The 19,619-nt window shown below is 40.3% G+C and carries 17 protein-coding genes and 1 pseudogene; all 18 read left to right on the top strand.

What is annotated here, in order from left to right; all coding sequences use genetic code 11:
• Positions 1–43 precede the first annotated feature (43 nt).
• The 18 genes and pseudogenes from MUN89_RS20620 to MUN89_RS20535 all read left to right on the top strand — a co-directional run bounded on the left by MUN89_RS20620 (position 44) and on the right by MUN89_RS20535 (position 19,607).
• The gene (locus MUN89_RS20620; protein WP_244713978.1) at positions 44–2,098 is read left to right on the top strand and encodes a BglG family transcription antiterminator; all 2,055 of its coding nucleotides are present in this window, start codon (positions 44–46) and stop codon (positions 2,096–2,098) included.
• A 6-nt stretch (positions 2,099–2,104) separates the two neighbouring features.
• On the top strand, positions 2,105–2,554 hold the full coding sequence (locus MUN89_RS20615) for a PTS sugar transporter subunit IIA (protein WP_244710013.1): 450 nt from the start codon (positions 2,105–2,107) through the stop codon (positions 2,552–2,554).
• A gap of 39 nt (positions 2,555–2,593) precedes the next feature.
• Positions 2,594–2,896 (top strand): PTS sugar transporter subunit IIB, encoded by a 303-nt coding sequence (locus MUN89_RS20610; protein ID WP_244710011.1) that lies wholly within the window; start codon positions 2,594–2,596, stop codon positions 2,894–2,896.
• 37 nt (positions 2,897–2,933) lie between these two features.
• Positions 2,934–4,364, top strand: coding sequence for a PTS galactitol transporter subunit IIC (locus tag MUN89_RS20605; RefSeq protein WP_244710010.1), 1,431 nt, complete (start codon positions 2,934–2,936; stop codon positions 4,362–4,364).
• Positions 4,365–4,384: 20 nt separating this feature from the next.
• On the top strand, positions 4,385–5,299 hold the full coding sequence (locus MUN89_RS20600; protein WP_244710008.1) for a galactitol-1-phosphate 5-dehydrogenase: 915 nt from the start codon (positions 4,385–4,387) through the stop codon (positions 5,297–5,299).
• A 193-nt stretch (positions 5,300–5,492) separates the two neighbouring features.
• Positions 5,493–6,185, top strand: a complete 693-nt coding sequence (locus MUN89_RS20595; protein WP_305852431.1) for an L-ribulose-5-phosphate 4-epimerase — start codon at positions 5,493–5,495, stop codon at positions 6,183–6,185.
• Between the two features lie 197 nt (positions 6,186–6,382).
• Positions 6,383–6,793 carry a hypothetical protein gene (locus tag MUN89_RS20590; protein WP_244710006.1) on the top strand — a complete coding sequence of 137 codons (411 nt, stop codon included), beginning with the start codon at positions 6,383–6,385 and terminating at the stop codon, positions 6,791–6,793.
• 68 nt (positions 6,794–6,861) lie between these two features.
• On the top strand, positions 6,862–7,959 hold the full coding sequence (locus MUN89_RS20585) for an ATP-binding protein (protein ID WP_244710005.1): 1,098 nt from the start codon (positions 6,862–6,864) through the stop codon (positions 7,957–7,959).
• Positions 7,956–8,570: a response regulator transcription factor gene (locus MUN89_RS20580; protein WP_244710003.1), complete on the top strand. Its 615-nt coding sequence runs from the start codon at positions 7,956–7,958 to the stop codon at positions 8,568–8,570. The genes MUN89_RS20585 and MUN89_RS20580 overlap by 4 nt, the downstream gene beginning before the upstream one ends.
• 30 nt (positions 8,571–8,600) lie before the next feature.
• A complete protein-coding gene (locus tag MUN89_RS20575) occupies positions 8,601–9,095 on the top strand; it encodes a DinB family protein (protein WP_244710001.1) in 495 nt (164 codons plus the stop codon).
• A gap of 547 nt (positions 9,096–9,642) precedes the next feature.
• Positions 9,643–11,274 (top strand): ribosomal protection-like ABC-F family protein, encoded by a 1,632-nt coding sequence (abc-f, locus tag MUN89_RS20570; protein WP_244710000.1) that lies wholly within the window; start codon positions 9,643–9,645, stop codon positions 11,272–11,274.
• Positions 11,275–11,478: 204 nt separating this feature from the next.
• Complete coding sequence (locus tag MUN89_RS20565; protein ID WP_244709998.1) at positions 11,479–12,279, top strand: ABC transporter ATP-binding protein; 801 nt, start codon at positions 11,479–11,481, stop codon at positions 12,277–12,279.
• A gap of 39 nt (positions 12,280–12,318) precedes the next feature.
• Positions 12,319–12,639, top strand: coding sequence for a hypothetical protein (locus MUN89_RS20560; protein WP_244709996.1), 321 nt, complete (start codon positions 12,319–12,321; stop codon positions 12,637–12,639).
• A 277-nt stretch (positions 12,640–12,916) separates the two neighbouring features.
• On the top strand, positions 12,917–14,455 hold the full coding sequence (locus MUN89_RS20555) for a response regulator transcription factor (protein ID WP_244709994.1): 1,539 nt from the start codon (positions 12,917–12,919) through the stop codon (positions 14,453–14,455).
• 9 nt (positions 14,456–14,464) lie between these two features.
• Positions 14,465–16,282: a sensor histidine kinase gene (locus MUN89_RS20550; RefSeq protein WP_244709992.1), complete on the top strand. Its 1,818-nt coding sequence runs from the start codon at positions 14,465–14,467 to the stop codon at positions 16,280–16,282.
• 107 nt (positions 16,283–16,389) lie between these two features.
• The gene (locus MUN89_RS20545) at positions 16,390–17,685 is read left to right on the top strand and encodes an ABC transporter substrate-binding protein (protein WP_244709991.1); all 1,296 of its coding nucleotides are present in this window, start codon (positions 16,390–16,392) and stop codon (positions 17,683–17,685) included.
• A 172-nt stretch (positions 17,686–17,857) separates the two neighbouring features.
• The gene (locus MUN89_RS20540) at positions 17,858–18,784 is read left to right on the top strand and encodes a carbohydrate ABC transporter permease (RefSeq protein ID WP_244709989.1); all 927 of its coding nucleotides are present in this window, start codon (positions 17,858–17,860) and stop codon (positions 18,782–18,784) included.
• Positions 18,781–19,607, top strand: a pseudogene (locus tag MUN89_RS20535) (carbohydrate ABC transporter permease). The gene MUN89_RS20540 and the pseudogene MUN89_RS20535 overlap by 4 nt, the downstream one beginning before the upstream one ends.
• The last annotated feature ends 12 nt before the right edge of the window (positions 19,608–19,619 follow it).

Here is a 19,619-nt window from a genome sequence, read left to right as displayed (position 1 = left end):
CGGTTGAGGTGATACTATGTTTTACAAGGAGGCGCAAAGAGTGATGATAAGCATCAGAAGTAAGAAAATTATTGATGAACTACTCAGTAATCCAAGTATTAAGAGTATCGATCTGGAAAAGAAATTAAATTTGACAAGCCGACAGCTTGGTTATAGTATCCAAAAGCTTAATGACTGGCTGATGTCAAACAGCCTTCCTGTAATAGAAAGAACAAGACAAGGTCATTTTCTTATTAGTGAAGATGTATTTATTGCCCTTCATGGTGAAAATTCTATGAAGCCTTCGCAAGTGCTAACGGAGCAGCAGCGTGTTTATATCTTAATTTTGATGGTCGTAAGCTCTCAAGAAGAACTTTCGCTCAACCATTTTACCTGCGAGCTGCTAGTCAGCAAGAATACAATTTTAAATGATTTAAGACAAGCGCAAGATTACTTGAATGAATATGAGCTCTCCATCCAATATACAAGAAAACACGGTTACCGCTTAAAAGGTAAAGAAATTCAAATAAGAAAACTATTTATTGGGATCATGCACGAAGTGTTGCAATTGAATAGCATTAAAGAAAAATTGAATGAAATTACCCAAATTAATGAAGGTGATATTCATAAATTCATAAAGCGTATTGAAAAAGTGGAGGACACATTAAATATAAAATTTACAGATGAAAAATTAGAAATGATGCCTTACATCATCATACTCATTCTTAGACGAGTAAACCAAGGAAAAGAGATCATCACAAATCCGATCAACTATGAAGATCTAGTAGATACAAAGGAGTATCAAGCTTCTGAAGAGATCTTTTGTGAATACCGGTCATTCCCGATTGCTGAGCGGTTGTTTATTACTTTACACCTTTTAACAACAAACGTTCATTCATCTGAATTAATCACAGAAGAACCAATACCTAACTTGATGCCCGCGATTAATGAAGTCCTTCATATGTTTGAAAAGAATGCCTGTATATATTTTCAAGATCGGCAGCAGTTATTAAACAGTCTTTTTCAACATATTAAACCTGCGTACTATCGAATCAAATACAATCTGACAGATACCACCCTTACGTTCCAACTGCCTGAGAGCAACGAATTTAAAGAATTAAACCATTTAGTTAAAAGGTCAATTGGATCATTAGAAAAGCTTATCGGAACCGAAATACCTGAAAGTGAAATCACCTATATTACGATGCTTATTGGCGGGTGGATGAAAAGACAGGGGAAAAGTATCGAAAAAAAAGTAAAAGCGATTGTCGTATGTCCTCAAGGAGTATCCGTCTCTAGGTTAATGTTTAATGAATTGAAAGAATTGTTTCCTGAATTTATTTTATTAGATTCCTTATCTATTCGCGAATTTGAAAATTATGACTTGGATTACGATTTAGTTTTTGCGTCAAGTTATTTAGAAACAGAGAAAAAGTTATTCTTAACGAAAGCATTTTTAAATGAAGAGGATAAGCGACGTCTTAAGAAACAGGTGATGCTTGAGACTAATGGTTATTTATCCAGTCAAATTGATATGAATGAAGTCATGGATATCATTAAAAGTCATTCAAGGATTGATGAAGAAGATGAATTATTAAAGGACTTACAAAATTATTTGAATCGGGACGATCAATCCTCCCTTAAACAAACGATAACTCCTAGTAGAATGAATCTTCTTGACTTAATAAGGAAGGATACTATTGTTCTTAAAAAGACAGTGGACTCGTGGGAAGAAGCACTAACAGTTGCTTCCAAACCATTAATTGATAATGGGAGCATTTCGGAGAGTTATTTAGAGGCTATGTTAAATAACAAGAAGGATCCCTATATTGTAATTAGTCCCCACGTGGCAATTCCTCACGCTTCACCTGAAGACGGCGTGCATGAACTAGCAATGAGCTTATTAAAGATAGAGGAAGGCGTAGATTTCCAGGGAGAAAGGATCCATTTGGTCTTTATCGTAGCAGCCATTGATCGAAAATTGCATATTCGGCCGCTTACTCAATTGACAAAACTTGTGACTAATGAAGATAGAAAAGCAAGAATTATTCATTCTCAAACACCTGAAGCAGTACAACTTAATTTACAACAAAACCAGAAATCATTTGAAAGGGGGTGAGAACAGTTGGATGTAATAGTTAACCCCAAGCTACGAGTAAAGGACTCAAAGGAAGCAATTGAACGATTAGGCGGGCAAATGTTAGATGCAGGATATGTGAAGGACAGCTATATCAATGCGGTTTTACAAAGAGAAGAAGTACTGCCGACGGGGTTAAAAACCGGGGAAACAAACGTAGCTATTCCGCACACAGATGTAACTCATGTGAATAGATCTGCTTTATGTATGGCTACTTTATTTGAACCCATAACGTTTCGTTTGATGGAAGACCCTGAACAGAAAATAGAAGTCTTCCTTGTGTTTCTTTTAGCAGTAAGTGAGCCAGAAGAACAGACCCAGTTACTAAAGAACCTAATTTCGATTTTTCAAAACAAGGAGCTGCTATCTGAAATGATAAATACAGACAACGAAAAGACGTTAAAGCAAAACTTACAATCTTCTTTAATCATGGTGTAAGCCCAAGATTATATAACATTTTACTAGGAGGAATGAAGGATGAAAACATTTAAGATCTTATCAGTTTGTGGTTCGGGGACGGTAACTTCATCGATGGTTGCAGAAAAAGTAAAAGAGGAAATGGAAGCGCGTGGTTTAAAAGTAACTACGAACGAAGGGAAGCCGACGGAAGCCTTAAGTTTTGCAGAAAGTGGGTTGTATGATTTGATCACGCATACAAGCCCTCTTCCTAAAGCTGACTATGGCATTCCGACCATTAGTTCAGTTAGCTGTTTGACAGGTATGGGAGAGGAAGAATTTTTTGATGAAGTAGAAGAAACGTTAAAGTCTCTGGAAAAGTAGCATTTCATTTAAAGAGTAAAGAAAGGAGTTTTCCATAATGCTTACTGCCTTGCAATCGTTTTTTGATGCTTTTGGAGCTCCAATCCTGGTACCGGTCATTATTGTGATCATTGCTTTTGTGCTAAAGGTACCTGCCAAAAAAGCTTTAATGGCTGGGTTATATGCAGGGATTGGCTTACAGGGGTTTATGTTAGTGCTCAATTCATTTACACCTATTATTTCTCCAGTTATTAAAAATATGGTGGAAATCACCGGGATAAATTTGCCTGCTTTTGACGTAGGTTGGCAGGCTACATCTATTGTAGCCTTCTCCACACAGCCGGGAATGTTATTCTTAGCCGTTGGTTTGATTCTGCAAACAGTCCTTTTCTTGGTGAAATGGACAGATGTTTTTCAGCCCTCTGATTTATGGAATAACTACTCTTATGCAATTTGGGGGTCAATGGTTTACATCGTCACAGATAGTATCATTTTATCTTTAAGCTGCATGATTCTCCTAAACTTGTACAGTCTGCTTATTGCTGAATTAATGGCGAGAAGATGGTCCACGTATTATGGCTACCCAAATGCCACCATTATTGCGATGCACAATATAGAAGCGACTATTTTTGGCGTAGTTACTGATCCATTACTAAATAAATTAGGTCTTCATAAAGCAAAGATTGATCCTGAATCTTTACAGAAGAGATTGGGTATCATCGGTGAGCCGATAACTCTGGGATTCTTCCTAGGTTTAATTATTGGGTTACTTGGAAACATAAATAGTCTAAATTCGATTGAGTCCTGGGGAAAGGTTGCGGTTGTAGGAATAGCTACTAGTTCTGTAATGGCTATTTTCCCAAAAGTCGCCGGGATTTTTTCACAAGCTTTTATTCCAATAACTGATGCTGCAAGAAAGTCTACTGCTAAAAAAGAAAAAGACTCCGGACGTGAATGGTATCTCGGAATAAATGATGCAGCAGGTTTTGGTGAACCAGCGACTCTCACATCAGGACTTCTATTAATTCCTTTTATGGTAGTGGTCGCGTTTATCCTGCCTGGCAATGAAGTAATACCGGTTGTAGATTTACTAGCGCTTCCGTTTATGGTTCAAGGGCTGGTCTCTATTACTAATGGGAATATGGCTAAAGTCGTCATCAATGGGATCATTTGGTTTGGTTTAGGTTTGTATATGTGTACTTACACCGCCCCGTTGTTCACAGATATTGCTACCAATGTAGGTATTAATTTACCTGAAGGCGCGCTTTTGATCACAAGCTTCAATATATTAGGAAAGCCATTAATGGGACTAATATTTTTGGCCTTTTTAAGTGCAAATCCAATATTTATCGGGATTGCAGTAGTTGCTTATTTTATCCTGTGGATTTTGTTTAGAAAGAATAAAACAGCAATATACAACTATCTGGATCGTCAAGCAGAGAAAAACAATCCGGAGATCAAAGAGGATGATATAGCATCAGAGGCTTAGCCATGTAAGGAGGAGAAATTATGAAAGGTAAAATGAAAGCATCAGTACTTCATGCACTGGGTCATTTTGAAAATGAACTTGTAGACATTCCGCAAATAAGTGAAGATGAAGTATTAATTAAGGTGAAATATTGCGGAATTTGCGGTTCTGATGTTCCCCGATCCTTGATTACTGGGGCAAGAAAATATCCGCTTATTCTAGGACATGAATTTTCAGGGGAGATAGCAGAAGTTGGAAGTAGAGTAGATGAGGTTAGAAAAAATGATAGAGTAGTTGTTGCTCCACTAGTTCCCTGTGGTGAGTGTGAACATTGCAGAGCAACAGACTACGGACTATGCGCTGATTATAACATAATTGGCACAGGAAGTAATGGGGCTTTTGCAGAATATGTTAAAGTTCCGAAAGAGCACGTGTTACCTATCCCAGAGCAGTTGGATTTTGAAAATGCTTCGGGAATTGAGCCTGCGACAATTGGTTATCACGGTTTACAAAAAGCAAATATTCAACCGGGTGAAACTGTGGTTGTAGTTGGCTGTGGATCGATTGGTCAATTAACCCTGCAATGGGCACATATATTTGGAGCCTCCACAGTTATTGCTGTTGATATCTCTGATGAAAAATTAGCCATGGCCAAAAAATTAGGTGCTGATATCACGATAAACGCGAAAGAAGTAGATCCGGTAGAAAGGATACGAGATTTGACCGGGGGCGGTGCTGAAGTTGTTGCCGAAACAGCGGGAAGTACGATTACCCAAGAGCAGGCAATCTTAGCTGCTAAGAAAAAAGGACGAGTTGTCTTTCTAGGAATCACGCATTCAGGACTGGAGTTAGCAGAAAAAACGATGGACCATCTGATGCGAGGTGAAGTAGTTGTTCAAGGGTCTTGGAATTCATACACTTCCCCTACCCAGGAATTGCGTGGAAAGCTGCTTTAGATTATTTAACTAAAGGGGAACTTAAATTTAAGCCTATGGTTTCCCATAAAATTGGAGTCTTTGAAACAGGGGAGTATTTACAAGGCATGGCAGATCGTACATTGCACTTTAACAAGGTGCTTGTTTCTCTTGAAAATTAATATACTCCTACGCTCAACACTTTAATTATTTAAATGAAAGGAGTGAAGCTAAAATGCTGGAAAATTTAAAAGAAGAAGTTTTACAAGCGAATTTGAGTTTACCTAAACATGATTTAGTTACTTTTACATGGGGAAATGTAAGTGGTATTGACCGCGAGTCCGGATTAATTGTGATCAAGCCAAGTGGAGTTAAGTACGAAGATTTAACGGCAGCAGATTTAGTCGTGGTTGATTTGGAAGGGAAGAAGGTCGAAGGAGAACTGAAGCCATCCTCTGATACAAAAACCCATGTAACTTTATATAGAAATTTTAAAGAAATCGGAGGTGTTGTTCATACCCACTCCACGTGGGCTACGACTTGGGCTCAGGCGGCATGCGATCTTCCTGCATTAGGAACTACTCATGCGGATCACTTCTTTGGTTCCGTCCCTTGCACAAGACATCTGACCGAAAAGGAGATAGCTCATGATTATGAGTTAGAAACGGGGCAGGTGATTGTAGAAACGTTTAATCATCGAAACATTAATCCGAACCATGTTCCTTCTGTTTTAGTCGAGAGTCATGGACCGTTTTCGTGGGGCGAGAATGCAAGTAAAGCTCTAAAAAATGCAGTTGTGTTAGAAGAAGTTTGTAAAATGGCTTACAATACATTTAACTTGAATTCTGAAAGGTCGGATCTTGATTACATGCTATTGAAAAAGCATTTTTTTAGGAAACATGGCAATAATGCCTATTATGGTCAATAATTTTTAAAAGACATGCGGCTGTCACGCCGCATGTCTTTTTTTAGTGAAGTCTACAATCCGTGTGTATATTTTTTATAGATATCGGTACCGTTTTTATCAAAATGATAAGTATCACTTGATAAAAATGATGTCCATAACTACTGCTCTGCTTCCTCATTTGCTACGCTCTAAATAACAAAAGCAAGGAGGAATGATTAATGAAAAAAACACTGCTCACGGGTTTATACGCCGGAGTGATTGGTGCAGTGGCAGCGCTAGCAGTTACTTATTTGTTAGGGACAGCAACGGGATTGTGGTTTGAGCAGCTTACGTGGTTCTCTATTGGTGGTGCAGCCATTTTGGCTAATATCATGGGTGCGCTTATTTTTTCGAAGTTTTTTAGAAAAACAAAAAGAGCTCGGGGGTACTATGCGTTGTTAACCTTGGGAGTTACTTTATTAATGACCATGAATGATCTGGCAAATCCACCAGCAGTAAAGTTCGGCATTATCGCGCATCCTGTGCATGCCGTAGTGGCTGTACTTACTATTTGGCTCGTGCCTGAATGGTTGAAAAGTGAAGATAAAACTGAGCGAAGTGTTCCAAGGCGATCCAATGTCGCAGAATAAAAAAGTAAAGCTGAATTTTCTTAATCTTGTGGTATCATGTGAGTAAAAGGATGAAGGAAGTAAATCCCATGTCAGGAATTAAACTGCCGCGAGAAACGGTTATGTTACTCCCCCCTTTGATTTCTTTGATTATGATCCCACAGCCTACGATTTACAACTATTTATTGTTTTTTATCTTCGCAGCCGCCCACATCATCAGCATCATGAATGAAAGACACCGCACATTTTATATCATTGTTCAACTCACTGTCATTGCCATGCAAGGAGCTTTTTTCAGTCCGTGGGAACTCATCTTTGGATTTTATCCTGCGATGGTGATGGGGATATACCCGACGTATCGTCAAATTACGAAGCTTACATTGCTCATGTTTGGATTCTTTTCAAGTGCTGCTTTGTTTTATTTTTCAACCACTTCTGACCATGTATTTCTTGGGTGGTATTCCCTCCTCCTGATGCTTTTCTGGCTTCCGTATATGGAAAAAATGCGGAGGAAATCGAAGGAAATGAGAATAAAGCTTCAGTGTGCGAACGGTGAAATTGAGCGGCTCATTAAGAATGAAGAGCGGCAGCGGATTGCCCGTGATCTCCACGACACACTCGGTCATACCCTTTCATTAATCACTTTGAAGAGTGAGTTAGTAGAGCGAATGATTGATCGAAATCCCAGCCAGGCTAGAGCAGAATCCCGTGAAGTTCAGCGAATATCGAGGTCTGTTTTGCTGCAGGTACGTGAGCTGATCAGCGATATGCAGACGATTGAGATTGATGAGGAGTGCAGTCGTGCCGTGCAGATTTGCAAATCTGCAGGAATCACCTGCCATTTGGAACAGCATGGACAACTGGAGTCCTCTCCAGTGATCCGCAATATTTTGAGTATGTGTGTAAGGGAATGTGTGACAAATGTAGTCAAACATAGTGCTGCGAAGGAATGTACCATTGTGATCAACAACAGCCCCGGAGCATGCACGCTTCAAGTGGAGGACGATGGAATTGGAATAGCGAAAAAGGATTATGGACAATTCGGCAGCGGTTTACTGGGCATGAAAGAAAGACTCCTTCTCATAGATGGACAGCTGGAAGTGTCTGGCAAGGAAGCGGAAGGGACTATCATAACGATTACTGTGCCTAAAGTTAAAAAATCAATGGTATCGGAGGGGATCCAGTGAAGCTTATCATTGCAGAAGACCAGGGAATCCTTCGAGGGGCCATCAGTCAATTACTGGCGCTGGAAGAAGATATCGAAATTATTGGCGAAGCAGAAAACGGGGAAGAGGCACTTCGATTGATTCGTGAAAAACCGGTGGATATCGCTTTGCTCGATATTGAAATGCCTTTAGTCAGCGGCTTGGACGTCGCTGAAAGATTAAATGAAGAAGGAAATGAGTGCCGGATCGCGATCGTGACTACTTTTGCACGAAGCGGCTATCTGCAGCGGGCAGTAAAAGCAGAAGTAAAAGGATATTTGTTAAAGGATATGCCTGTCTCCGACCTTGCCGAAGACTTAAGAAAAATTTATAAAGGGCAGCGTGTTTTCAGTCCTCACCTCACGTTTTCGATGATGGAAGAAATGAACCCGCTCACCAGACGGGAATCCACCATTCTCATTCACTTGAAAAATGGCGATTCAGTCAAAGAGATGAGTAACATTTTATATCTTTCTCCAGCAACGATCCGCAATTATATATCTGAAATCATCCAGAAGCTTGAAGCAAGAAATCGTATGGATGCCATCGCCATCGCTGAAAATAAAGGCTGGCTGACTAAAGAAACATTTTAAGATAAAAGAATTTTAAAGGAGGATGTACCAATGTATCAAACGATTGAAAGCTTTGTCAGTGAATATGAGCATGAACGGACGCTCACCTTGAATCTTTTAACGGCTTTAACCGATGCTTCCCTTTCCAAAGAAGTAGCTCCGGGCTATAGAACGCTCGGTTCGCTTGCCTGGCATCTCGTTCCTTCCGGAGGGATTCTTTCCCCAACCGGGTTGCGTTTTGAAACAACTGCTGAACAAAATGCGCCTGCCTCGGCTTCAGAAATTGCTCTGGCTTACGAGAAAACGTCTCAATCGTTAATAGATGCCGTGAAGAAGCAGTGGACGGATGCCGCTTTGCAGGAATCAGCTACCATTTACGGACAGGAATGGACGAAAGGATTCACACTTGCTGTCTTCTTGAAGCATGAAATTCACCATCGTGGTCAGCTGACGATTCTTATGCGTCAGGCCGGGCTCCCTGTTTCCGGTGTATATGGACCAACGAAAGAAGAATGGGCAGCAATGGGAATGGATTCACCAGGATAAAATGGAGATTTGGCAGTCTGTCTCAAAACCGGCAGGCTGCTTTGTCTGGTTTAAAAAACGAAGTGATGACTTGTTTTAGTGAGAATAAAATTTTGAAATAATTGGATATGAAATGATCCTTCATTCAGCTTACAATGGGAAGAAGAGGAGGGGAAATCATGTATTTGGGAGATATATGGATTCAAATTGTGATGCTGGGGATCCTCATACTTGTTTTTACCTTAATCTTCAAATGGTTATTTTCACGAAAACAGTAGAGCAGCTGGTGTCCGGGTTCATTTTTGCCATGCAAGGGGCTTTTATGGTATATTATCTTTAATCAAAACAAGAAGGGATGATGGGTGGCCGATGCGTAACTAATCTTATTTTTTATAAAGGTTGAAATCATATATTTCAAATCTTTGCGAAATAGGATTAGTCTGCCCCATTATCTATATACGGTTAAGCTATTAACGAATAGCTTGTTTGCTGTTGCACAGGTATGACTAATCCTTCCCAATGAATGGGGAGGATTTTTTTGTTCTCCCCTTTATGAAAGGAAGAGAATATGAAGGAACTAGTGAAATTATCCAATGTAAGTTATGAAATGTTGGAAGTGCCCTTACTTGACCAATTCAATGCAGCTGTTCAGCAAGGGGATGTTATTGGAGTCATTGGCAAAAACGGAGCTGGAAAATCAACACTGCTGCAATTATTGCATGGTGATCGGACTCCTTCAAATGGGCAAATTCAATGGCTAAGAAATGGCTTAGTAACTGTCATGGTGGAACAAGAAACCCAATCTCATTCTTTGGAAGATGCGATTCCCGGAGAAATGAAGCTGCTTGAGAAGTGGAACGTACCTTCTGTAGAGTATTCACAGTTAAGCGGCGGAGAGAAACTGAAAGCACGGCTGGCAAGAGGACTTGCTAAAGGAGCAGAACTCTTACTATTGGATGAACCGACCAATCATCTCGATGAATCCAGTTTAAACCAGCTTAAAAATGAATTTGCCCACTATCCAGGCACGATAATTTTAGTGTCCCATGACCGGTATTTTTTGGATGAAGTGGCGACTAAGATCTGGGCAATCGAAGAGAGGAAATTGATTGAACATAAAGGAAACTACTCGAGCTATATGGAGGTGCGAAAACAAAAACGGCTGACTCAGCAGCGTGAATACGAGAAACAGCAGAAAATGAAAGAACGGATTGAAGGACAAATGAACGAGCTGACGTCCTGGTCCAAAAAGGCTCATGCTCAGTCAACAAAACAAGAAGGGACAAAAGAGTATTACCGAAAAAAAGCGAAGAGTATGGATAAGCAAGTGAAGTCCAAACAAAAGCGTTTGGAAAAAGAACTGGCAAAAATCAATGCAGAGCCTGTAGGATCTGAGTATGATGTGCGTTTTTCATTACAAACTACAAACAAAACGGGTAAGCGTTTTTTGGAACTGAAAGATGTATCCAAATCGTTTCAAAACCGTCTTCTCTTTAAAGGCGTCAACTTGACCATTCAGCATGGAGAAAAGGCTGCTCTTACCGGCCCGAATGGCAGCGGAAAAACAACGTTATTAAAAATCATTATGCAGCTGGAGAAAGTGGAAGGGGAGATCTGGGTATCTCCCTCAGCAAATATTGGCTACTTAACACAGGAAGTCTTTGACTTGCCGCTTGAACAAACGCCGTCTCAGCTTTTTTATCAAGACTCTTTTGCGGAAAGGGGGAAAGTGCAAGCCTTAATGAAGCATTTAGGTTTTACGACCTCCCATTGGACTGAACCTATTGGAAATATGAGCATGGGCGAACGCGTCAAGTGCAAATTAATGGCTTATATAATAGAAGAAAAAGATGTACTCATTTTAGACGAACCTACCAATCACCTGGATCTGCCTTCCCGGGAACAGCTGGAAGATACACTGTCGGAGTATAAGGGCACAATGATCGTTGTCTCTCACGATCGATATTTTCTGGAAAAAACAACGCAGCACCGGCTTGTGATTACCGAACAACATATAGAAAAGCAGCTGGATGGAACCCCATCTCATAAAGAAGAAGGAGAAGAGCGACGCTTGCAGCTTGAAACTGAAAGACAGGAGATCTTAGGGAAGCTGAGCTTTATGACGCCGAATGATGCAGCCTATGCAGAACTGGATGAGAGGTTTAATGAGCTGACGAAACAAATAAATAAGCTTTCGTAAACGATTCATTTAGAAACTAAAAGCAGACCATCAAGGGAGAGGTCTGCTTTTTCATTTGATTTCTTATATGCTAAAAGCCGCAGGTATTCCGTAGTATTGGTTTTGTAAATAGTTGTGAAAGGACTCGGCATTTGGAATAATTGGAATTAATTCATGGTTTCTTGAAAGGAATTGGGATGAAGATCGAAGGAAGGAGCAAAGCAGATGGTCGTTGAATTGGAAAATGTATCACTTCGTCGAGGTGATCGATGGATATTAAAAAATATAAACTGGCACATTGAACAAGGGGAACATTGGGTGCTTCTCGGACTGAATGGTTCTGGAAAAACGTTTATTTTAAACTTGTTAAACGCCTATACGTTTCCAACGCAGGGAGAGGTGAATGTATTAGGTCTTCAATTCGGTAAAACGTACCTGGCGGAGCGTCTCCGAAAGCAAATTGGATTTGTTTCTTCTGCAATCCAGCAAAGGTTTCACGAAGGGGATAATGCGTTTCAAGTGGTCTTAAGCGGTGCATTTGCTTCGATCGGCCTTTATGAAAGACCCACAGAACAAATGAGAGAAAAAGCCATTCGGTTACTTGAAGAACTAGGATGCATGGAATATGCGAATCGGAATTACGAGACCCTTTCTCAAGGGGAAAAACAACGAGTATTAATCGCCCGGGCGTTAATGGCAGAGCCGTCTCTTTTAATTTTGGATGAACCGACAAATGGGCTTGATTTTATCGCACGCGAGAAGCTGTTGGGAGCCATTGAAGACCTTGCTGATCAAGCGAAGGCTCCAACGATGATCTTTGTTACTCATCACGTCGAAGAGATTTTACCCGTCTTTCCTAAGACGCTGTTATTAAAAGAAGGAGAAGTTTTTGCGAAAGGTCCAACAGATCAAATGATTACCAGTCAGCAGCTTTCCGGCTTTTTTGATTTACCGGTGGACGTAAATTGGGAAAACGATCGCCCGTTTTTGTCTAAGGTCAAATTCGAAAAGAATAAGCTGTATTAATGTGCCTCGCAAGCTAATCTTGAGAAAGGAGTTTCGTTCGTGACTGAATATACATACGACTCATTTGTAACCTCAGGAGATTTTACGTTACTGCGTCCGGTTTTTTTGACGATGCTTCTTTTCTCTCTCGGGCTTTTTTTCTTTATAGTCATTCCTAAACTGAGAAAACTCGTCAATGGCTTAGCAGTAACAGGGGTATCCATAGCTATGATCATCGTCTCAGCACAATTATTATACTTTAGTGGCATCATCGTGGACGAATTAGGGCTGGGCGGGGATATAACAGCTGCTAATCTATTTATTGCTATTTTAATCCTCGGAATGGCGAATCCGCTGCTATGGTTTTACACTTCTAAATAAAAAGCGACTTTCTAAATTAATGGTGAAATAGTGTTGAGATACCTGATCTAGTAGGGTATCTCTTAATCTTGTACAGGTCGTTTTTACCACTGTAAAAATAACAGCTTTACGACTTCGGCAAAACTCTTTAGAATGAAAGTATCAGAAATTTTAAAAAAATGACATGAAATTGTAATAATTATAGCAGCAGTCAATACGACAATGATCTTACTCTATGTTAAAGAGATGGCAAAGGTTGGTTCTTTAAGACTACCGACTACTTGAGGGAGAGATTGTTATGAGTGGTCTTTACAAAGTGTTAATTGTGGATGATGAAATGCTGATCAGGCAGGGCATCATTAATTATATTGATTGGGAGCAGGAAGGTTTTGAGATTGCCGGGGAAGCCTCGAATGGTATTGAAGCTCTGGAAGTCATGGAGGAAATCGAGCCTGATATCGTGATTACAGATGTAGTCATGCCTGGAATGGATGGAATTGAACTCGTAAAAGTGCTGAAAGAGAAGTATCCCAGTGTGGAAATTATCGTATTAAGCAGTTTTGAGAATTTTGATTACGTTCGTTCTACTTTTCAAAATGGTGTCGCAGATTATATTTTAAAGCCAAAGCTTAATGGCACGGAATTAATTAAAACGCTCCGGAGGATTCTGCCTCAACCATTGCCATTCAATGAAATGAAGCAAAGCTCTTCATCCTTAGAAGAACTGTTAAAAAAGAGGATGCTTGGTTCTTCGTTAACGAGCGGTGAAGAAGATGAATTACTCGAAGGGCTCCCTTACAGCCATTTCCGTTTTGCTGCCGCAACCGTTCTTGACGATCATGAAGCGGCTGATTTGGAAAAATGGAATCTCGAGTTAAGAGAGCGTGTGAATCATATTGAAGGCTTATTTATCCCTGTAAATGTAAGCGATACCACGATCGTTCTGCTTAATTTTAATTCAGACAAACTGTCTGATCTTCAACAAAGCTTGACCCGGCTTGCTGAAGACTATAGAAGAAGCGGTGCAAATATTTCCTCGTTAATGAGCGGATCGTTCACGTCCATTCAGGACTTAAAAACGGTATATGAAGACCAGTTGCTGAAACTGAAAGATTACTTATTTTATTTGGATGATCCCGTTCTCTTCTATGATTCTCTTCCGGTGTTGGAGAAACAACAAAAGTCGTTTAATTTAAGCCGGTTTATTGACAGCTTTAAGCAGAAAAAATTCGATGCAGCCATCTATTCCTTGGAAGAACACGTCAACCGTCTCATCCATGACTATACGATCGACATTTTTGAGTTTAAATCATGGCTTGAGAATATTATTTTCAACATTATCGTCTTATTAGGAAATATGAAATATGACGTAGATGAACTCGAGTCCTTAAAGTACCAGTACTTTGAGGAGATCAATGAAGCGAAGCATGCAAAAGGAGCCATCAGCTGTTTCCATGAGTTTCTGGAAAGAGTCAAAAGGATTGTCCAAGTAGAAACCAAAAAGAGCTGTCCGCCTAATATGCACCGGCTGCTTCAATACATTGATGAGCATTATGCAGAACCGCTTTCTTTAACGGTTTTGGCGGAAAATTTTCATTTTAATTCGTCCTATTTGTCCAGTTATTTCAGCACCCATCATAATGTTGGGTTTAGTGATTATTTAAATCAAGTACGCATAGAGAAGGCGAAGCAAATCCTGCAGTCTACTTCTGTGGCTGTCAGCCAGGTCAGTGACATGGTAGGATATTCAGAACCGAGTTATTTCTGTAAAGTATTTAAGCGGATGGAAGGATCGTCTCCTGGTCGTTACCGCAAGAAAACTCCAGCTATGAATTGAGGTCAGGCTATGGATAGGTTACTGGTTATCATTAGACGAAACAGCTTATTTCTCAAAATGTTTCTCGTGATGCTTCTTAGTATTGTAGCTGTTTCCGTTTTAATTACCTTCAGTACAATTCGTATGTCGAACAATTTATTTATGAATACCTTCAGCATTACAAACACGAAAGTACTGACACAAATCAAACAGCAGTTTGAAAACTTCAGCTATTCCGTTGTTTATACAGCGATGAATGTCGAGAACAATGGCACAATAAAACGAATGCTGACTAAGGAAAATTTAACATCTTTGGAAGCATCGAACTCTTTTTACACAATAGAAGAGCAGATGGAGCGGATGTATTACGACCATCCTAACGAAGCGAACATGATGATATTAGGGAAGAACGAACGGTTGTTTAATATGAAATACATGAACTGGCCGGTGCCCGCTGATACGTTAATTCATCACCGAATTACGCAGGAAACGAGAGCACATCCGAAAGAGATTCTCTATCAGTTTGTTCCGGCAGGCGAAATTACAAATGGCAAACCGATGATTGTAGCGACAAAGGCACTTATGGAGAGGTCTACTAACAATATCTATGGGTATTTATTTATTCCTATAAGGGAACTTGACTTGAGGACTTTTTATGAAGGATTCACGAGTAAAGGAAATGACGTGCTCGTCGTTAATGGCAGCGGGCAGATCATATCAAGCAATGACACGGATCTCATTGGTAAGAGAGAAAAGGAACTGCTTACACTTGCGCAAGACACGGAAGAGAACAGTCTGAAATATAAAAATGTCCACGTATTTGGCAAGGATTATATGTTGTTGACGGCTTCGTTACCTGCCCTGGATATGTATCTCGTGAACTTAGTTGATAAAGAAATGGTTCTTGAAAATTTAGTCGATACGAAAGAAATCGTTCTCATAAGCGCCGCTATAGTTCTGATCGCGGTCAGCATTGTATTTATCATTTCCAGACGGATTACGAATTCCTTAAGAAGACTAGTCAGACAGATTTCAAACATGGCGAAGTATGATTTCAATGTGCCCGTCGATGAAAGCGGAGGGTACGAAGCTCGAAAGATCGCCCATGCTTTTAACTATATGCTGAATGAACTGCAGGAGCACGTAGAAGTACTGCTGAAGACACAGAGAAACCAAAGAAAAGCAGAACTGGAAGCCTTGCAGCATCAGATTAATCCTCATTTTTTATATAACACCTTAACTTCTGTTAAATTTTTAGTGAAGGAAGGCAAGAAGCAAGAAGCATTTGACACCATCGATGCATTAATCCCGCTTTTACAAAATGCTTTAGGCAACGTTGATGAGACCATTTCCGTTGAACAAGAAGTAACCAATATCCATAATTATGTCCTCATTAACCAGATGAGATATGGGGATCGAATTAAAGTGAATTCGCTGATTTCCCCCGACTGTCTCCACTATCATCTGCCGAAGCTGGTCATTCAGCCTTTTATTGAAAATGCGTTTTTCCACGCCTTTACCGAGAAGAAACACGGCTATATTCAGATTATGATCGCCCAGCGGGACGACAAACTGGTCTGTGAAGTGATTGATACAGGGGATGGAATGAAAATTGATACTATGCGCCATAAAGGAAAGCGGCAGCTATTCAGTGGGCTCGGCGTACGGAATGTACATGAAAGGATTCAATTATTATACGGCCGTGACTATGGGGTGGAAATATCCAGTGAACTGAAAAAAGGAACAAAAGTAAAAATTATTCTGCCTTTGTTAGATGAAAATTCTAAAAATAATACCATAACTAAAAATAATCCCAAAAAACGTTTTCTTGATGGAGGGAACTTCTAAAGATAGTTAAATAAATTTCTAAAGATCGTTCTAACGGTCTTTTTTTTTGAGTGATAAGATTGAATCAAGCGTAATGATAGCGCTTACAACAATCAGGGGGGATATGAATGAGTAAGGTTTTTCAATTTAAGAAAAGTTGGATTTTATTAATTTCTATAGTCGCACTCCTTGCTTTGGCTGCATGTTCATCAGATGGTTCAAGCAGTGGTTCAGGTGGAGAGGAACCAGATAAGATTACGGCCTGGGCATGGGATCCGAATTTCAACATTGCTGCTTTGAATCAGGCTAAGAAAGCGTATGATGGCGATTTGAATTTGGAAATTATCGAAAATGCTCAGGATGACATTGTCCAGAAATTAAACACAGGACTAAGCTCGGGCACCATGAAGGGGATGCCAAATATCGTACTAATTGAAGATCAGCGGGCGCAAAGCTTTTTGCAATCATATCCAGATGCGTTCTACCCAATTGATGATTACATTAACCCAGATGATTTTGCCAAGTATAAGCTTGCACCTACGAGTCTTGATGGAAAGCAATACGGCTTACCCTTTGATACCGGGGTTACTGGACTATTTTTCCGTACGGATTATTTGAAAGAAGCAGGCTATACGAAAGAAGACTTAACGAATATTACGTGGCAGAAATACATTGAAATTGGAAAAGACGTCAAAAAGAAAACGGGTAAAGACATGATTTCTTTAGATCCAAATGACTTAGGACTTATTCGCGTGATGATTCAAAGCGCGGGTTCATGGTATGTGGAAGAGGACGGGAAAACAGTCAATCTAGTTGATAATGAACCGTTAAAGATGGCATTCAAAAATTATAAAGCGATGATGGAAGCGGATTTTGTGAAACCGAACTCAGATTGGAGCCAGTTTATCGCTTCATTTAACAGTGGCGATGTTGCGACGGTGCCAAGCGGAAACTGGATTGGACCTAGTATTGAAGCAGAGGATTCCCAAGCTGGAAAATGGGAAGTTGCGCCGATCCCTAAACTTGATATGGAAGGTGCGGTCAATGCCTCCAACCAGGGAGGAAGCTCCTTCTACGTATTGAATATTCCAGGAAAAGAAAAAGCGGCTAAATTCCTGGGTGAAACCTTCGGTGGAAACAAAGACTTCTATCAGGATCTTGTCACTGAAGTGGGAGCGCTTGGGACATATAAGCCTGCCGCAGATGGAGAGGCCTATCAATCTAAAAATGACTTTTTTAACGACCAACAGCTGATCGCTGATTTCTCTAAATGGACCGAAGAGATTCCAAGTGTCAACTACGGCATGCATACGTACGCGATTGAAGATATTTTGGCTGCAGAAATGCAGAATTATTTAAAAGGGAAAAAGCTGGAAGATGCCTTAACAGACGCTCAAGCCCAAGCGGAAGCTCAATTGAAATAAGGTGCACGTTCTTTCCGTAAAATTTAACGAGAAAACAGCAGCAAATTTTTAGGAAGAGAAGGACCTTTTTACTGCAATAACAAAGGGAGGGATTCTGAGAAAGGGACGTTTCCTTTCAAAGAATCCCTTTCTTTAAAAAAACCCTTCTCTTCCAGGTTAGGAGGATCGATGAATGAAAAAAACAGCGAAAAGCTTAAGTGTGCCTTACACAGCAAAAAAAGCACCGGCAGGCGGGCGTTTGAAAAAGAACTACATCGGATGGCTGTTTATATTAATCGCTACAATAGGAATCGGGTTGTTTTACTTTTATCCGATGATCCAAGCCCTGCTTCTTTCTTTCCAATCGGGTATGGGTGCGAACCTGGAATATGTAGGGCTGGATAATTACATCCGGCTGTTTAATGATCCGACCTTCATTGCAGCGTTAACAAATACATTTGTTTATTTGTTGATCCAGGTTCCAGTCATGATTGTTCTGGCTTTATTTTTTTCTGTGTTATTAAATGATGCTACGTTAAAATTCCGAGGGTTTTTCCGCACGGCTATCTTTCTACCGTGTGTGACTTCTCTTGTGGCCTACGCCGTCCTGTTTAAGTATTTGTTTGGTCTTAACGGTTTAGTGAATCGGTTTCTTATGGATTTATCGATTATTTCCGAGCCTTTGAACTGGCTGTCTGACCCTCTTTTAGCAAAAATTACGATCATAATAGCAATTACGTGGAGATGGACAGGCTACAATATGATCTTTTACTTATCGGCTTTACAAAACGTCGATCGCTCGATGTATGAAGCCGCTAAAATAGACGGCGCATCGGCAGTGCAGCAATTCTTTTATATTACAATCCCTATGCTGAAGCCGATTATTTTATTTACTTCGATTATTTCTACCATCGGTACCCTGCAGATTTTTGATGAAATCATGAATATTACCAATGGAGGACCAGGTAACGCTACGCTGTCTATCTCGATGTACATTTACAACCTCTCCTTTGAATACAGCCCTGATTTCGGATACGCGGCAACCGTTTCTTACGTCATTGTGATTCTGATTGTGATCCTATCCCTCATTCAATTTAAAGTGGCAGGTGATGATAAGTGAACATAGTAAAGAGAATAGCAACTTACGCGTTTCTAACGATTGCGGCGATTGTGTCGATTTTTCCATTCTTGTGGATGATCGTCAGCATGACTAATAAATCAGTCGATGTCACTCAGGGACGATTAATGCCGGGCACCTATCTTTTTGAGAATTTAAAAGTATTATTTGAAAATGTCCACATGGTGACGGCTTTAGTGAATTCGACCATCATTGCGGTGATCACTACTTTTCTTACCCTGTTAATTGGCTCGCTTGCCGGCTATGGGTTTGAAATTTTCCGGACACCGGGCAAGGACCGGGTCTTCAATATTCTCCTGCTGTCGATGATGATTCCATTTGCGGCGATCATGATTCCGTTGTACCGGTTGTTCGGGGGATCTCCTCAAGTCTGCCTTTTTTCGGGATTGATACATTGGCTGCAGCGATTTTACCAACGATCATCACAGCGTTTTTTATCTTTTTATTTCGTCAGAACACGAAAATGTTTGCAAGGGAATTAGTTGAAGCAGGAAGAATGGATGGATTAAGTGAAATTGGCATCTTCTTTAGAATCTATCTGCCGACAATGAAAACAACGTATGCAGCTGCAGCGATCATTGCTTTTATGAATAGCTGGAACAATTATTTATGGCCTTTAGTCGTCCTGCAGTCTCCTGAAAATCAAACGATTCCACTGCTCATTTCCAATCTGGGAGCAGGGTATACACCGGATTACGGGGTAATTATGAGTGCGATCGTGATTGCCACTCTGCCCACTGCTTTAGTTTTCTTCTTAATGCAGAAGCACTTCGTAGCCGGAATGATGGGCTCGGTAAAAGGCTGATCACTATTAAAA

It is taken from the genome of Halobacillus salinarum, from assembly GCF_022919095.1.
Classification (GTDB): domain Bacteria; phylum Bacillota; class Bacilli; order Bacillales; family Halobacillaceae; genus Halobacillus_B; species Halobacillus_B salinarum.
The sequence above is the reverse complement of the archived record's forward strand: the minus strand, read 5'-3'. Positions and strand labels throughout refer to the sequence as shown.

What these genes read in the sequence shown, in the direction of transcription:
- MUN89_RS20620 (WP_244713978.1), top strand. Translation starts at nt 44, where the DNA reads ATGATAAGCATCAGAAGTAAGAAAATTATTGATGAACTACTCAGTAAT.
- MUN89_RS20550 (WP_244709992.1), top strand. Translation starts at nt 14,465, where the DNA reads ATGGATAGGTTACTGGTTATCATTAGACGAAACAGCTTATTTCTCAAA.
- MUN89_RS20555 (WP_244709994.1), top strand. Translation starts at nt 12,917, where the DNA reads ATGAGTGGTCTTTACAAAGTGTTAATTGTGGATGATGAAATGCTGATC.
- MUN89_RS20545 (WP_244709991.1), top strand. Translation starts at nt 16,390, where the DNA reads ATGAGTAAGGTTTTTCAATTTAAGAAAAGTTGGATTTTATTAATTTCT.
- MUN89_RS20610 (WP_244710011.1), top strand. Translation starts at nt 2,594, where the DNA reads ATGAAAACATTTAAGATCTTATCAGTTTGTGGTTCGGGGACGGTAACT.
- MUN89_RS20595 (WP_305852431.1), top strand. Translation starts at nt 5,493, where the DNA reads ATGCTGGAAAATTTAAAAGAAGAAGTTTTACAAGCGAATTTGAGTTTA.
- abc-f (WP_244710000.1), top strand. Translation starts at nt 9,643, where the DNA reads ATGAAGGAACTAGTGAAATTATCCAATGTAAGTTATGAAATGTTGGAA.
- MUN89_RS20605 (WP_244710010.1), top strand. Translation starts at nt 2,934, where the DNA reads ATGCTTACTGCCTTGCAATCGTTTTTTGATGCTTTTGGAGCTCCAATC.
- MUN89_RS20565 (WP_244709998.1), top strand. Translation starts at nt 11,479, where the DNA reads ATGGTCGTTGAATTGGAAAATGTATCACTTCGTCGAGGTGATCGATGG.
- MUN89_RS20600 (WP_244710008.1), top strand. Translation starts at nt 4,385, where the DNA reads ATGAAAGGTAAAATGAAAGCATCAGTACTTCATGCACTGGGTCATTTT.
- MUN89_RS20540 (WP_244709989.1), top strand. Translation starts at nt 17,858, where the DNA reads ATGAAAAAAACAGCGAAAAGCTTAAGTGTGCCTTACACAGCAAAAAAA.
- MUN89_RS20575 (WP_244710001.1), top strand. Translation starts at nt 8,601, where the DNA reads ATGTATCAAACGATTGAAAGCTTTGTCAGTGAATATGAGCATGAACGG.
- MUN89_RS20590 (WP_244710006.1), top strand. Translation starts at nt 6,383, where the DNA reads ATGAAAAAAACACTGCTCACGGGTTTATACGCCGGAGTGATTGGTGCA.
- MUN89_RS20585 (WP_244710005.1), top strand. Translation starts at nt 6,862, where the DNA reads ATGTCAGGAATTAAACTGCCGCGAGAAACGGTTATGTTACTCCCCCCT.